The 15,049-nt window shown below is 61.3% G+C and carries 6 protein-coding genes, 2 tRNA genes, 3 rRNA genes and 2 pseudogenes; 11 read left to right on the plus strand and 2 right to left on the minus strand.

Translation table 11 applies throughout. The features are described from left to right. Nucleotides 1-60 precede the first annotated feature (60 nt). From H0I39_RS13070 to glmU, 3 genes are all read left to right on the plus strand, one after another. Nucleotides 61-666: a TetR/AcrR family transcriptional regulator gene (locus H0I39_RS13070; protein ID WP_180550792.1), complete on the plus strand. Its 606-nt coding sequence runs from the start codon at nucleotides 61-63 to the stop codon at nucleotides 664-666. A gap of 70 nt (nucleotides 667-736) precedes the next feature. Beyond that, nucleotides 737-1,492, plus strand: coding sequence for a Crp/Fnr family transcriptional regulator (locus tag H0I39_RS13075; RefSeq protein WP_180550793.1), 756 nt, complete (start codon nucleotides 737-739; stop codon nucleotides 1,490-1,492). An 83-nt stretch (nucleotides 1,493-1,575) separates the two neighbouring features. Next, on the plus strand, nucleotides 1,576-3,006 hold the full coding sequence (gene glmU, locus H0I39_RS13080; protein WP_180550794.1) for a bifunctional UDP-N-acetylglucosamine diphosphorylase/glucosamine-1-phosphate N-acetyltransferase GlmU: 1,431 nt from the start codon (nucleotides 1,576-1,578) through the stop codon (nucleotides 3,004-3,006). Nucleotides 3,007-3,041: 35 nt separating this feature from the next. Here the strand turns inward: glmU and H0I39_RS13085 are convergent, their stop codons facing one another. Together H0I39_RS13085 and H0I39_RS13090 are read right to left on the minus strand one after the other, a co-directional pair. Further along, the gene (locus H0I39_RS13085; protein ID WP_307776819.1) at nucleotides 3,042-3,773 is read right to left on the minus strand and encodes a DUF2726 domain-containing protein; all 732 of its coding nucleotides are present in this window, start codon (nucleotides 3,771-3,773) and stop codon (nucleotides 3,042-3,044) included. A 29-nt stretch (nucleotides 3,774-3,802) separates the two neighbouring features. Then, nucleotides 3,803-5,696, minus strand: a pseudogene (locus tag H0I39_RS13090) (ATP-binding cassette domain-containing protein). Nucleotides 5,697-6,322: 626 nt separating this feature from the next. Between H0I39_RS13090 and H0I39_RS13095 the strand changes: the two are divergent. The 8 genes and pseudogenes from H0I39_RS13095 to H0I39_RS13130 all read left to right on the plus strand — a co-directional run bounded on the left by H0I39_RS13095 (nucleotide 6,323) and on the right by H0I39_RS13130 (nucleotide 14,960). Then, a 16S ribosomal RNA gene (locus tag H0I39_RS13095) occupies nucleotides 6,323-7,847 on the plus strand. 97 nt (nucleotides 7,848-7,944) lie between these two features. Beyond that, nucleotides 7,945-8,021 (plus strand) — tRNA-Ile (locus tag H0I39_RS13100). A 21-nt stretch (nucleotides 8,022-8,042) separates the two neighbouring features. Continuing rightward, nucleotides 8,043-8,118: transfer RNA gene (locus H0I39_RS13105), tRNA-Ala, on the plus strand. A 299-nt stretch (nucleotides 8,119-8,417) separates the two neighbouring features. Next, a 23S ribosomal RNA gene (locus H0I39_RS13110) occupies nucleotides 8,418-11,278 on the plus strand. 121 nt (nucleotides 11,279-11,399) lie between these two features. Further along, nucleotides 11,400-11,512, plus strand: a 5S ribosomal RNA gene (rrf, locus tag H0I39_RS13115). The 16S, 23S and 5S rRNA genes sit together here with 2 tRNA genes alongside, the layout of an rRNA operon. Nucleotides 11,513-11,641: 129 nt before the next feature. Then, a complete protein-coding gene (gene tldD, locus H0I39_RS13120) occupies nucleotides 11,642-13,102 on the plus strand; it encodes a metalloprotease TldD (protein WP_180550796.1) in 1,461 nt (486 codons plus the stop codon). Between the two features lie 317 nt (nucleotides 13,103-13,419). After that, nucleotides 13,420-14,543, plus strand: a pseudogene (locus H0I39_RS13125) (3-deoxy-7-phosphoheptulonate synthase). Nucleotides 14,544-14,648: 105 nt separating this feature from the next. Then, nucleotides 14,649-14,960, plus strand: a complete 312-nt coding sequence (locus tag H0I39_RS13130) for a hypothetical protein (RefSeq protein WP_180550797.1) — start codon at nucleotides 14,649-14,651, stop codon at nucleotides 14,958-14,960. The last annotated feature ends 89 nt before the right edge of the window (nucleotides 14,961-15,049 follow it).

The following is a 15,049-nucleotide window of genomic DNA, read 5'->3' on the forward strand; positions in this document are numbered from 1 at the left end:
CTGCATAAGCGCTGGAGGCCAATTTGATTCATAAACCAGGCCGCCACCCATAATCCCGCCATGGCCCGTCCCATCTCCGCCTCGCACGACTTGCGGCGCGACGAAATCCTGAACGTCGCGGCGGCGTGCTTCGCGCAGCGCAGCTACCCCGCCACCAGCATGAACGACATCGCCGCCGCCTGCGGCACGTCGAAGGCGCGGCTCTACCACTATTACGAGAGCAAGGAAGCGATCCTGTTCGACCTGCTCGACCGCTACACGCAGAAGCTGCTGCTCATCGTCGCCCAGGTCGAGGCCAAGGCGCAGCGCCAGTCGCTGGACGAGCGCGCCGCGCTGCACGAGCTGATCCGCGCCTTTCTGCGCGAGTACGAAACCTCGGCCACGCGCCATGCCGCGCTGCTGGGCGCCACGCAGTTCCTGGGCGAGGAGCCGCGCGAGCTGATCCTGGACCGCCAGCGCGACGTGGTCTCGGCCGTTACGCGCTTTCTGCGCCGCGCCTACCCCGAGCGGCTGGATGCGCGCAACCAGACGGCCATCACCATGACGCTGTTCGGCATGATCAACTGGACCTTCACCTGGCTGCGCCCCGGCGGCGCGATGAGCTACGCGGCCTTTGCCGAAGAGGTGATCCGCCTGCTCGACCAGGGCCTGGCAAGCAGCACCTGACCGCGGCGCGCGCGTGGCTATGCCGCGCGGCATGGTGGCCTGCAAGCCGTGTGATAGAAGCGCGAAGGCCATGAACACCACCCCTTCGCCCGTCCCGCCGAAGCACTGTGCCGACTGCGTGCTGCGCCGCCAGCCGGGCTTCACGTCCGTCACGCCCGAGCAGCTGGCCTGCATCGAATCCTTCCGCGCCGACATCACGCGGGTGCGCGCCGGCCAGGCGGTGGTGCCCGAGCATCGGGCGTCGGCCAGGCTGTTCACGCTGTATTCGGGCTGGGCCTTTCGCCACAAGAGCCTGGCCGACGGGCGGCGGCAGATCCTCAACTTTCTGCTGCCGGGCGACCTGATCGGGCTGCAGGCCGAGTTCATCGACGAGGCCACGCACGGCGTCGAGGCGCTGACCGATGTGCAGCTGTGCGTGTTTCCGCAGGACCGGCTGTGGGCGCTGTTCCAGCAGCAGCCGCAGCTGGGCTACGACCTGACCTGGCTGTGCGCCAGCGAGGAGCAGCTGGTGGACGAGAACCTCGTCACCGTGGGCCGCCGCAGCGCCGCCGAGCGCATCGCCATGCTGCTGATCCACCTGTGGCGCCGCGCCGAGCGCGTGGGCCTGACCGGCGACGACGGCGGCATCGACTTTCCGCTGACGCAGCAGCACATCGCCGACGCGCTGGGCCTGTCGCTGGTACACACCAACAAGACGCTGCGCAAGCTGGAGCGCCTGGCCCTGCACGAAATCCGCGCCGGCCGCCTGCGCCTGATCGAGCCGCAGGCGCTGGAGCGACTGGCCGACTACTACACGCGGCCACTGCGGCGTGTGCCCCTGCTCTGACGGGCCGCTCTGCTGGTTGGGCGACGGGGTGCAGCGGGCTCCGATAATTGGCGCCCATATCCACCACGCAACGGAACCCACCGATGAGCGCAATCGACGTCGTCATCATGGCCGCGGGCAAGGGCACGCGCATGAAAAGCCAGCGGCCCAAGGTGCTGCACCGTCTGGCCGGCCGGCCACTGCTGGGGCATGTGCTGGACAGCGCCGCGGCGCTGCGGGCGCGCTCGGCGGTGGTGATCACCGGTCATGGTGCTGCGGAAGTTGAAGCGTTCTGCGCAGACTGGACGGGCGCTGCAGGCCGAAAAAGCACTGAACTCCAGCTGCGCCCGGTGCGCCAGGAGCCGCAGCTGGGCACCGGCCACGCGGTGCAGCAGGCGGTGCCCATGCTGCCCGACGACGGCCTGACACTGATCCTGAACGGCGACGTGCCGCTGGTGCGCACCGAGACCATGCAGCGCCTGATCGCGCTGTGCGGCGACGACCAGATTGCGCTGCTGACGGTGGACACGGGCCGCGACGCCGGCGCCTACGGTCGCATCGTGCGCGGCGCGGCCGAGCCCGATGGCGACGTGCCGGTGCGCGCCATCGTCGAGGCCAAGGACGCCACGCCCGACCAGCGCGCCATCACCGAGTGGTACAGCGGGGTGATGGCCGCGCCCACGCGCCTGCTGAAGCGCTATCTGGCGCTGCTGACCGACGACAACGCGCAGCAGGAGTTCTACCTGACCGACGTCGTGAAGCACGCCGTGGCGGGCGGCACGCCTGTGCTGGCGCTGAAGATCGACGACGAGGCGGAGGTGGCCGGTGTGAACAGCCCGGTGCAGCTGGCCGAGCTGGAACGCGAGGTGCAGCGCCGCACGGCACAGCGCCTGATGGAGGCCGGCGTGCGCCTGCTGGACCCGGCGCGCTTCGACGTGCGCGGCGATCTGCAATGCGGGCAGGACGTGGAGATCGACGTCGGCTGCATCTTCGAAGGCACGGTGACGCTGGCCGACAACGTGCGCATCGGCGCGCATTGCGTGATCGCCAATGCGCGCGTCGAGGCCGGCGCGGTGATTCACCCCTTCACCCACATCGACGGCGGCAAGGATGGCGCGGTCGTCGGCCCCGGAGCGCTGGTCGGCCCCTTCGCGCGTCTGCGCCCCGGCGCGCAGCTGGGCGCCGAGGTGCACATCGGCAACTTCGTCGAGGTGAAGAACAGCACGCTGGCCGCCGGCGCCAAGGCCAACCACCTGGCCTACCTGGGCGACGCCACCGTGGGCGAGCGCGTGAACTACGGCGCCGGCAGCATCACCGCCAATTACGACGGCGCCAACAAGCACCGCACCGTGCTGGAGGCCGACGTGCACGTGGGCAGCAACTGCGTGCTGGTGGCGCCCGTGACCATTGGCGCCGGCGGCACGGTGGGCGGCGGCAGCACCATCACCAAGAGCACGCCGCCGGGCGCGCTGAGCGTGGCGCGCGGCAAGCAGGTGAGCATCGCCAACTGGGCGCGGCCGCAGAAGAAGCGCTGAGCCTCATGTTCACGGCGCTTGCGTGTTGACAGCCGTCAGCGCCGCCGCGGCGAGCCCCACGGATCTTCCTCGTCGGGGGCTGGCGGCAGATCCATCAGGCCGGTCAGGCTCATGGGCTCGGTGTCCGGCGGCACGGCGCGCTGGTCGCGCCTGATCGAAGGCACCGGCATCGTGTCGGGTGCGTCTGCCGGCGGCGTCGGCGGCGCCTCGGTGGCGGTGGGGTCGATCTCGGCCGAGCGCAGGCGCCGGCGGAACTCATCGGGCGGCGGCATGTGCCGGCGCGAGCGCTTGAGCCGGATCAGGCGAATGCCGGCGGTCTTGAGCACGCGGTGCTTCTCGGTGGCGTCGAGCGCCGCCTCGTCCTCGTCTTCGTGCGCGGCGTCCAGCTCGAAGGCGTAGACTGCCTTGCCGTCGCGGTTGCACACCACGTAGTCGACGATGTGCTGCGCCAGCCGCTGCTGCGCCGCCGCGCGGTTCTGCGCCTGGCGCACGGCCACCAGCTGGGACAGGCCGGCACGAAACAGCACCGGGCGGCCGGGAAAGGCCTGGTTCAGGTAGCTCAGCATGTCCCACTGCACCGGCGAAATGGCGGCCACGGCGCCGAAGCGGTCGTTCGCGCCCAGCGCCGGCGAGGCGGCCGAGCGGGCCTGGCGGCTCCACCACCAGGCCGCCAATCCCGCCAGCGCGACGGCCAGAACGAGCCACGGAGCAAGGGTTTGAATCATGGGTCTTCCTCTGGTTTGCCGGCGCGCCGGCGCAGGCCGCATGATGGCACGCCGCCCGGGCGGCGGTGCGATCAGACGGCGCCGAGCGTTTCCCAGCGCTCCAGCGCCGCGGTGAGTTCGTCGTCGATGGCCGCATCGCGCGCCTGCAAGGCGATGGCTTCTTGCAGGTTGCTCTGATAGAGCGTGCCATCGGCCAGGGCGGCGCGAATGCCGGCTTGCTCGGCTTCCAGCGCCTCGATGTGGCCGGGCAAGGCCTCCAGTTCGCGCTGCTCCTTGTACGAAAGCTTCTTTTTGTAGCTGCTCGCGCCCGTCGGACGAGCGATTCGGCTCGTTTTTATCCAAATTCTTGTCAGTGGCCGGCACTTGTGCGCCGGCTTCCGGCGCCTGCTGTGCCTGCCAGCGGGCACTTTGCGCCAGCCAGTCCTGCACGCCGCCCTCGTATTCGCGCCACTGGCCGGGGCCTTCCCACACCAGCGTGCTGGTCACCACGTTGTCCAGAAAGGCGCGGTCGTGACTGACCAGGAACACCGTGCCCTCGTAGCCTTGCAGCAGCTCTTCCAGCAGCTCCAGCGTGTCGATGTCGAGGTCGTTGGTCGGCTCGTCGAGCACCAGCACGTTGGCAGGCCGGGCGAACAGCCGGGCCAGCAGCAGGCGGTTGCGCTCGCCGCCTGACAGGCTGCGCACTGGCGATGCGGCGCGCGCCGGGCTGAACAGGAAGTCGCCGAGATAGCTCTTGACGTGCTGGCGCCGGCTGCCGATCTCGATCCATTCGCTGCCGGGGCTGATGAAGTCTTCCAGCGTGGCGTCCAGATCCAGTGCCGCGCGCATCTGGTCGAAATAGGCCACCTGCAGGTTGGCGCCGCGCTGGATGTGGCCGCTGTCCGGCTCCAGCGCGCCCAGGATCAGCTTCAGCAGCGTGGTTTTGCCGGCGCCATTGGGCCCGATCAGGCCGATCTTGTCGCCGCGCAGGATGGTGGTGTTCAGCTTGTCGACGATGCACTTGTCGCCAAACGACAGGCTCACGTCCTGCAACTCGGCCACCAGCTTGCCCTGGTAGCCGCCCGTGCGCGCGTCCACGTCGAGGCGCACGCGGCCCACGGCCTCGCGCCGCACCGCACGCGCGGCCCGCAAGGCTTCGAGCCGGTTGACGCGGCCTTGCGCTCGGGTGCGGCGCGCTTCCACCCCTTTGCGGATCCAGACCTCCTCCTGAGCCAGCAGCTTGTCGGCGCGGGCGTTGATGGCGGCCTCCTGGGCCATCTGTTCTTCCTTCTGCACCTGATAGGCGGCGAAGTTGCCCGGATACGAGAGCAGCTTGCCCCGGTCCAGCTCGACGATGCGCATCGCCACCGCATCGAGGAAGGCGCGATCGTGCGTGATCACCACCACGCTGCCCTTGAACGCCAGCAGCAACTCCTCAAGCCAGCGGATCGCATCCAGGTCCAGGTGGTTGGTCGGTTCGTCCAGCAGCAGCACATCCGGCTTGGCCACCAGCGCCTGGGCCAGCGCAACCCGCTTGCGCGTGCCACCGGACAGCGCACCGATCCGATCCGCGGGAGACAGCCGCAGGCGCTGCAGCGTCTCTTCCACGCGCTGTTGCCAGGTCCAGCCCTCCTGCGCTTCGATCTGCGCCTGCAACCCATCCAGATCGTCACCGCCAGCTGAATAGGCGTCGATCAGCGCTCGCAGCGGTGCCAGCGCTTCGGCAACGGCATCGAACACGGTGGCGTCCTCGGCCAGTACGGGTTCCTGTGCCACATAGGCCACGCGCAAGCCCTGCTGGAATTGAAGCTCGCCGTCGTCGGCGCGCTCCAGCGCGCCCAGGATGCGCAGCAGCGACGACTTGCCGGCGCCATTCCGACCTATGAGGCCAACACGCTCGCTGCCCTCGAGCGCGAAATCGGCATGGTCAAGCAAGGGCACATGACCGAAGGCCAGTTGCGCGTTGAGCAGAGAGATAAGAGCCATGGTCAATTGAGGGAAGAACTCCGCGAGGGCACAGGCCGCGGATGCTGTCAGTCACTGCGCGCCATCAGAAGACGACACCACAGCAAAATTTTTGCGGCACTTGCGGAGCCGGTGAAAAGGATGCTATAGTCTAGGGCTTCGCTGATCACTGCCTTGTGCAGCAATCAGCGGAGCGGCAGAGAGCTGAAGGCAAGCCAGAAGCTCGATGTCGCAGGGTGCCGAAGGGTGCTGCATTCTCCCGCTGGAGGATGTGCGCAAAAAGGCAAAGACCTAAGCGTTGACAGGTCAATCAGAAATGTGCGATACTGCAAGGCTTTCCAGCAAACAGCTGGGCGGGTCGAAAAGATAACGCAAGGCGACGCCAAGCGAAATCGGTAAAAACCCTAAAGTTTGACAGGTCTTTAAAAACCATGTCATAATTCAAGGCTCAGTTGATCGCAACTGATTCGACGCAAGAGCAACAAGCTTTGCGGCGGTTCTTTAAAAACATACAGCCGATAAGCGTGGGCGTTTGATGGCGAATTGCCAAAGTCTTTCAGACTATCAAACGCTCATGAGAACAGAAGTGAAGTTCACTTCAATTCCGTTTAAATGAGTTAACTCGGAAGAGTATAAATTTCAAGATCGAACTGTAGAGTTTGATCCTGGCTCAGATTGAACGCTGGCGGAATGCTTTACACATGCAAGTCGAGCGGCAGCGCGGGGCAACCTGGCGGCGAGCGGCGAACGGGTGAGTAATACATCGGAACGTGCCCAGACGTGGGGGATAACTACTCGAAAGAGTGGCTAATACCGCATACGATCTGAGGATGAAAGCGGGGATCGCAAGACCTCGCGCGTCTGGAGCGGCCGATGGCAGATTAGGTAGTTGGTGAGGTAAAGGCTTACCAAGCCTGCGATCTGTAGCTGGTCTGAGAGGATGATCAGCCACACTGGGACTGAGACACGGCCCAGACTCCTACGGGAGGCAGCAGTGGGGAATTTTGGACAATGGGCGAAAGCCTGATCCAGCCATTCCGCGTGCAGGATGAAGGCCCTCGGGTTGTAAACTGCTTTTGTACGGAACGAAAAAGCTCCGGCTAATACCTGGAGTCCATGACGGTACCGTAAGAATAAGCACCGGCTAACTACGTGCCAGCAGCCGCGGTAATACGTAGGGTGCAAGCGTTAATCGGAATTACTGGGCGTAAAGCGTGCGCAGGCGGTTTTGTAAGACAGAGGTGAAATCCCCGGGCTCAACCTGGGAACTGCCTTTGTGACTGCAAGGCTGGAGTGCGGCAGAGGGGATGGAATTCCGCGTGTAGCAGTGAAATGCGTAGATATGCGGAGGAACACCGATGGCGAAGGCAATCCCCTGGGCCTGCACTGACGCTCATGCACGAAAGCGTGGGGAGCAAACAGGATTAGATACCCTGGTAGTCCACGCCCTAAACGATGTCAACTGGTTGTTGGGAATTCATTTTCTCAGTAACGAAGCTAACGCGTGAAGTTGACCGCCTGGGGAGTACGGCCGCAAGGCTAAACTCAAAGGAATTGACGGGGACCCGCACAAGCGGTGGATGATGTGGTTTAATTCGATGCAACGCGAAAAACCTTACCCACCTTTGACATGTACGGAACTTGCCAGAGATGGCTTGGTGCCCGAAAGGGAGCCGTAACACAGGTGCTGCATGGCTGTCGTCAGCTCGTGTCGTGAGATGTTGGGTTAAGTCCCGCAACGAGCGCAACCCTTGCCATTAGTTGCTACGAAAGGGCACTCTAATGGGACTGCCGGTGACAAACCGGAGGAAGGTGGGGATGACGTCAAGTCCTCATGGCCCTTATAGGTGGGGCTACACACGTCATACAATGGCTGGTACAGAGGGTTGCCAACCCGCGAGGGGAGCTAATCCCACAAAGCCAGTCGTAGTCCGGATCGCAGTCTGCAACTCGACTGCGTGAAGTCGGAATCGCTAGTAATCGCGGATCAGAATGTCGCGGTGAATACGTTCCCGGGTCTTGTACACACCGCCCGTCACACCATGGGAGCGGGTTCTGCCAGAAGTGGTTAGCCTAACCGTAAGGAGGGCGATCACCACGGCAGGGTTCGTGACTGGGGTGAAGTCGTAACAAGGTAGCCGTATCGGAAGGTGCGGCTGGATCACCTCCTTTCTGGAAAACAGCAATTCAATTCAAACGTCCACACTTATCGGTTGTTGGAAGGTGTCGCCAGCGGTCTGGGCTAGCACGGCTCGCAAGCGACCGACTTGGGTCTGTAGCTCAGTTGGTTAGAGCACCGTCTTGATAAGGCGGGGGTCGTTGGTTCGAGACCAACCAGACCCACCATCCCCACCGCAACATTCATCTGGGGGATTAGCTCAGCTGGGAGAGCACCTGCTTTGCAAGCAGGGGGTCGTCGGTTCGATCCCGTCATCCTCCACCATTTGTCCATATCAAAGCATCAGTTTGGTGTTTTGATATTGGCATTGCCAATAACGAGTCGAAAGACTCACGGCTGTTCTTTAACAATTCATAGAGTCGAATCAGCGTTGTCGACGGAAAGAGCGTCATGGCTCACCGTGCCGTCGGCAACAATTTTTGATTGCGTCACCATGAATTCAACGTAAGTTGATATTCATAGTAATTGGAGCTTTCGAGCTCAATTACGGCATAACGCGCCAGGTGAAAGACCTGGCAAGTCCTTGATTGCTTTTGCCCTCGTGAGAGGCGTCAAAGTTATAGGGTCAAGTGACTAAGAGCATGTGGTGGATGCCTTGGCGATGATAGGCGATGAAGGACGTGATAGCCTGCGATAAGCTTCGGGGAGCTGGCAAATAAGCTTTGATCCGGAGATTTCCGAATGGGGAAACCCACCGTAAGGTATCCTGCAGTGAATACATAGCTGCAGGAGGCGAACCGGGTGAACTGAAACATCTCAGTAGCTCGAGGAAAAGACATCAACCGAGATTCCGAAAGTAGTGGCGAGCGAAATCGGAGCAGCCTTCTAGTGATAGCACGACTGTTAGCAAAACGACTTGGAAAAGTAGGCCATAGCAGGTGATAGCCCTGTATGCGAAAACAGACGTGTGGTACTAGGCTAGAGAAAAGTAGGGCGGGACACGTGTAATCCTGTCTGAACATGGGGGACCATCCTCCAAGGCTAAATACTCATCATCGACCGATAGTGAACTAGTACCGTGAGGGAAAGGCGAAAAGAACCCCGGGAGGGAGTGAAATAGATCCTGAAACCGCATGCTTACAAAAGTCGGAGCCCTTCGGGGTGACGGCGTACCTTTGTATAATGGGTCAGCGACTTACATTCAGTGGCAAGGTTAACCGAATAGGGAAGCCGAAGAGAAATCGAGTCCGAATAGGGCGCTCAGTCGCTGGGTGTAGACCCGAAACCAGGTGATCTATCCATGGCCAGGATGAAGGTGCCGTAACAGGTACTGGAGGTCCGAACCGACTAATGTTGCAAAATTAGCGGATGAGCTGTGGATAGGGGTGAAAGGCTAAACAAACCTGGAAATAGCTGGTTCTCTCCGAAAACTATTTAGGTAGTGCCTCAAGTATTGCCTTCGGGGTAGAGCACTGTTTTGGCTAGGGGTCATGGCGACTTACCAAACCAAGGCAAACTCCGAATACCGAAGAGTACAGCTTGGGAGACAGTGCACCGGGTGCTAACGTCCGGACACAAGAGGAAACAACCCAGACCGCCAGCTAAGGTCCCTAAAATTGGCTAAGTGGGAAACGAAGTGGGAAGGCTAAAACAGTCAGGATGTTGGCTTAGAAGCAGCCATCATTTAAAGAAAGCGTAATAGCTCACTGATCGAGTCGTCCTGCGCGGAAGATGTAACGGGGCTAAGCCAGTTACCGAAGCTGCGGATTCACAGTTTACTGTGAGTGGTAGGAGAGCGTTCTGTAAGCCTGTGAAGGTGTCTCGAGAGGGATGCTGGAGGTATCAGAAGTGCGAATGCTGACATGAGTAGCGTTAAAGCGGGTGAAAAGCCCGCTCGCCGTAAGCGCAAGGTTTTCTACGCAACGTTCATCGGCGTAGAGTGAGTCGGCCCCTAAGGCGAGGCAGAGATGCGTAGCTGATGGGAAACAGGTCAATATTCCTGTACCGATGTGTAGTGCGATGTGGGGACGGATCCTAATAGGTCATCCAGTTATTGGATTCTGGTTTAGGCAGATGTAGGCGACAGGTAGGAAAATCCGCCTGTCATATACCGAGGCTGTCGATCGAGCGAGCTTGCTCGCGAAGTGACTGAACGGGGTCCCAGGAAAAGCCACTAAGCTTCAGCTGCACACGACCGTACCGCAAACCGACACTGGTGCGCGAGATGAGTATTCTAAGGCGCTTGAGAGAACTCTGGAGAAGGAACTCGGCAAATTGACACCGTAACTTCGGGAGAAGGTGTGCCCCGGTAATGTGATGAGAACATCTGAGCATGAAAGGGTTGCAACAAATAGGTGGCTGCGACTGTTTATCAAAAACACAGCACTCTGCAAACACGAAAGTGGACGTATAGGGTGTGACGCCTGCCCGGTGCTGGAAGATTAATTGATGGGGTGCAAGCTCTTGATCGAAGTCCCAGTAAACGGCGGCCGTAACTATAACGGTCCTAAGGTAGCGAAATTCCTTGTCGGGTAAGTTCCGACCTGCACGAATGGCGTAACGATGGCCACACTGTCTCCTCCAGAGACTCAGCGAAGTTGAAATGTTTGTGATGATGCAATCTCCCCGCGGAAAGACGGAAAGACCCCATGAACCTTTACTGTAGCTTTGTATTGGACTTTGAACAGATCTGTGTAGGATAGGTGGGAGGCTTTGAAGTGCGGTCGCTAGATCGCATGGAGCCAACGTTGAAATACCACCCTGGTGTGTTTGAGGTTCTAACCTAGGCCCATTATCTGGGTCGGGGACAGTGCATGGTAGGCAGTTTGACTGGGGCGGTCTCCTCCCAAAGTGTAACGGAGGAGTTCGAAGGTACGCTAGTTACGGTCGGACATCGTGACGATAGTGCAATGGCATAAGCGTGCTTAACTGCGAGACTGACAAGTCGAGCAGATGCGAAAGCAGGACATAGTGATCCGGTGGTTCTGTATGGAAGGGCCATCGCTCAACGGATAAAAGGTACTCTGGGGATAACAGGCTGATACCGCCCAAGAGTTCATATCGACGGCGGTGTTTGGCACCTCGATGTCGGCTCATCTCATCCTGGGGCTGTAGCCGGTCCCAAGGGTATGGCTGTTCGCCATTTAAAGAGGTACGTGAGCTGGGTTCAAAACGTCGTGAGACAGTTTGGTCCCTATCTTCCGTGGGCGCTGCAGATTTGAGAAAGCCTGCTCCTAGTACGAGAGGACCGGAGTGGACGCACCTCTGGTGTACCTGTTGTCACGCCCGTGGCATCGCAGGGTAGCTAAGTGCGGAAGAGATAACCGCTGAAAGCATCTAAGCGGGAAACTCGTTTCAAGATGAGATCTGCCGGGGCCTTGAGCCCCTAAAGAGTCGTTCTAGACCAGGACGTTGATAGGCTGGGTGTGGAAGTGCAGTAATGCATTAAGCTAACCAGTACTAATTGCTCGTGCGGCTTGACCCTATAACTTTGATCGACGATCAAGGTTGTTATGCCAAGTGACGCATTCAAGATAAGCTGATTTGCTCTATGAATTGGTCGTCCAGCCAAGCACTGCGGTGCGGCTGGATGGCAACAAGTTATGCCTGATGACCATAGCGAGGTGGTACCACTCCTTCCCATCCCGAACAGGACAGTGAAACGCCTTAGCGCCGATGATAGTGCGGATTCCCGTGTGAAAGTAGGACATTGTCAGGCTATTACAGCGAGAAACGCCCAGTCAGAAATGACTGGGCGTTTTCTTTGGGCAACGTTTTGGGTGTCGGCGGAGGGGGCAGAAGTCGCGCGCCAACCGCAAAGAATCCACGCACATCCTACAATCCAGCCATGATTTCCAGAAGCAGCACGATTGAGCGTTTGGCGACGGCTAATGATTTGCTATTGGCGCCATTTGGGTTGACCGAGGTGGATTTAGGCAAGACGCTGGGCATCATCGGACAGCGTCAGATCGATGACGCGGATCTCTACTTTCAGTACACGCGCGCAGAAGGCTGGAGCCTGGAAGAGGGCATTGTCAAGACCGGCAGCTTTTCGATTGACCAAGGTGTGGGCGTGCGCGCGGTAACGGGCGAAAAAACCGCATTTGCGTACGCCGATGACATCTCGGCCGCCTCCCTCAACGATGCGGCGCACACCGTGCGTGCCATCTCGACGGCGGCCCGCAGTGACCGAATCAAGCTTCCACGTCGGACTGTGGCCAAAAGTCGCAGGCTTTATGACTCGCTTGATCCGATTGGATCTCTCGATAGCACAGCCAAGGTCACCTTGCTTGAAAGGGTCGAGCAGATGGCGCGGGCCGTGGACCCACGGATTGTCCAGGTGATGGCCGGCTTGGCCAGTGAGTACGATGTGGTGTTGGTCGCGCGTCTCGATGGAAGCTTGGCAGCCGATGTGCGTCCGTTGGTCCGACTCTCCGTGACCGTGATCGCCGAACAGAATGGTCGGCGCGAAGTTGGTTCATTCGGCGGTGGAGGGCGGTTCGGCCTATCGTATTTCGACGACGCGCTGGTCAAGAGCTATGTGGACGAGGCGGTGACCGCTGCGCTCACCAACCTTGAATCCAGGCCTGCACCTGCCGGTGAGATGACCGTGGTGCTCGGTCCGGGCTGGCCGGGCGTGCTGTTGCATGAGGCGGTTGGTCACGGCCTGGAGGGTGATTTCAACCGGAAGGGGTCGAGCGCGTTCAGTGGCCGCATCGGCCAGCGCGTGGCGGCCAAGGGTGTCACCGTGCTGGATGACGGAACGATTCCTGATCGGCGCGGCAGCCTCAACGTGGACGACGAAGGTCACGCCACGCAGCGCAACGTATTGATCGAGGACGGCATCCTGAAGGGCTACATCCAGGACGCGATGAACGCGCGCTTGATGAGAGTGAAGCCCACCGGCAATGCCCGGCGCGAGAGCTATGCGCACATTCCGATGCCGCGCATGACCAATACCTACATGCTCGGCGGCGACACGGACCCGCGTGAAATCGTGGCCAGCATCAAGAAAGGTCTGTACGCCACCAACTTCGGCGGCGGCCAAGTCGACATCACCAGCGGCAAGTTCGTGTTCTCTGCCAGCGAGGCCTTCTGGGTCGAGAACGGCAAGATCCAGTACCCGGTGAAGGGTGCGACCATCGTGGGCAGCGGCCCCGAGTCGCTCAAGCGCATCACGATGATCGGCAACGACATGCGGCTCGATTCCGGCGTGGGCGTGTGCGGCAAGGAAGGGCAGAGTGTGCCGGTGGGCGTGGGGCAGCCGACGCTGCGGCTGGACGGCCTCACCGTCGGTGGAACGGGTTGAGTTGCATTTTTAATGAATTTGCCCTGAAGCCGTCGACTGTCAAGCGCTTCCAGCTATTAATTTGTGAGTAAGCGACGGTATGTAACCGCCCGGCCCGTGCCCGTCATCGGCCCGTCACGCTGCTTGTGCTACATTCGCTGGGTCATGAAAACGCGTGTCGCTTTCGGTTTTTACTTTTGGTTCTCAGTCCTCGGCGGACGAGAGGCGAACGTGTAACCCAAGCGCACTTCCCGACAAGACCGCCGACGCGATGAGCCCGGCGGTTTTTTGTGCCCGAACACCACCGTCAACACCTATTCATTTCAAAGGAAGAAGCCATGAACGCGAAAGCCGTGCAGGCCGCCGTCGAGGCCTGGCAACCGTCGCAGGAACGCACCAGCCAGACCGACGACCAACGCATCAAGGACATCACCGTGCTGCCCCCACCCGAGCACCTGATCCGCTTCTTCCCGATTCGTGGCACCGCGGTCGAAACGCTGATCGGCGAAACCCGCAAGTCGATCCGCCGCATCATGTCGGGCAAGGATGATCGCCTGCTGGTCGTCATCGGTCCGTGTTCCATCCACGATCCGGCGGCGGCGCTGGACTACGCGCGGCGCGTGAAGCCGCTGCGCGATCTTTACGCCGATTCGCTCGAGATCGTGATGCGCGTGTATTTCGAGAAGCCGCGCACCACCGTGGGCTGGAAGGGTCTCATCAACGACCCCTACCTGGACGAGAGCTACCGCATCGACGAAGGCCTGCGCATCGCGCGCCAGCTGCTGATCGAAATCAACCGCCTGGGCCTGCCGGCGGGCAGCGAATTCCTCGACGTGATTTCGCCGCAGTACATCGGCGATCTGATCAGCTGGGGCGCCATCGGCGCGCGCACCACCGAAAGCCAGGTGCACCGCGAGCTGGCCAGTGGGCTGTCGGCCCCGATCGGCTTCAAGAACGGCACCGACGGCAACATCCGCATCGCCACCGACGCCATCCAGTCCGCCAGCCGCGGCCACCACTTCCTGTCGGTGCACAAGAACGGCCAGGTCGCCATCGTCCACACCGACGGCAACAAGGACTGCCACGTGATCCTGCGTGGCGGCAAGGCGCCCAACTACGATGCCGAAAGCGTGACCGCCGCCTGCAAGGAGCTGGAGGCCGCCAAGCTGCCCCCACGCTGATGGTCGACTGCAGCCACGCCAACAGCAGCAAGCAGCACGAGAAGCAGCTGGACGTGGCGCGCGAGGTGGCTGCCCAGGTGTCGGGCGGCTCGCGCTGCGTGTTCGGCGTGATGGTGGAAAGCCACATCCACGGCGGGGCGCAGAAGTTCACGCCCGGCAAGGATGACGTGAACGCGCTCGAATACGGCAAGAGCATCACCGACGCCTGCATCGGCTGGGACGGCACGCAGACTATCCTGCAAGTGCTGTCGGACGCGGTGCGGGCGCGGCGCAAGCGCTGATCGACGTCAAGGGCGGCCGCTTCGGATCGACTACAGTCACGGGGCGTGCCGCGGTCGCGGGGCGCATGCAGACTGCATCCCCCGCCTTCAGGAGACCCACCGATCATGCAAAGCGAAGTCCGCGTCATCCAGGACGAGCGCACCGAATGGCGCTTCGATCTCGAACCCGCCGCGCCGATGGGCAACGCCGAGGCACGCGACTGGCTCGACGCGCAGTTCACCCAGCTGGGCAGCGAGCCGCTGCGCCCCACCGGCAAGCTGCTGCTGGCCGACAAGGTGCTGGTGGTGGCGCGCGACGCCGGCCCGCGGCTGCTGAACGACCCGCAGTGGAGCCGCGAATTCGCGCGCGCCGCCAGTGCTGCGCTCGACAAGCCCGTGGTGCGCATCGACCTGGGCGCGATGACGGTTTCTTACTGATGCGGCAGCACGCTGCCGAGGCGGCAGGTTCTTGGTCAAATTGGCCGCTAACGCTTGCTGGGTAAGCGCGAGCAGCTATTGTTTTTGCT

This window comes from Ottowia beijingensis (genome assembly GCF_013423955.1).
Lineage (GTDB): Bacteria > Pseudomonadota > Gammaproteobacteria > Burkholderiales > Burkholderiaceae_C > Ottowia > Ottowia beijingensis.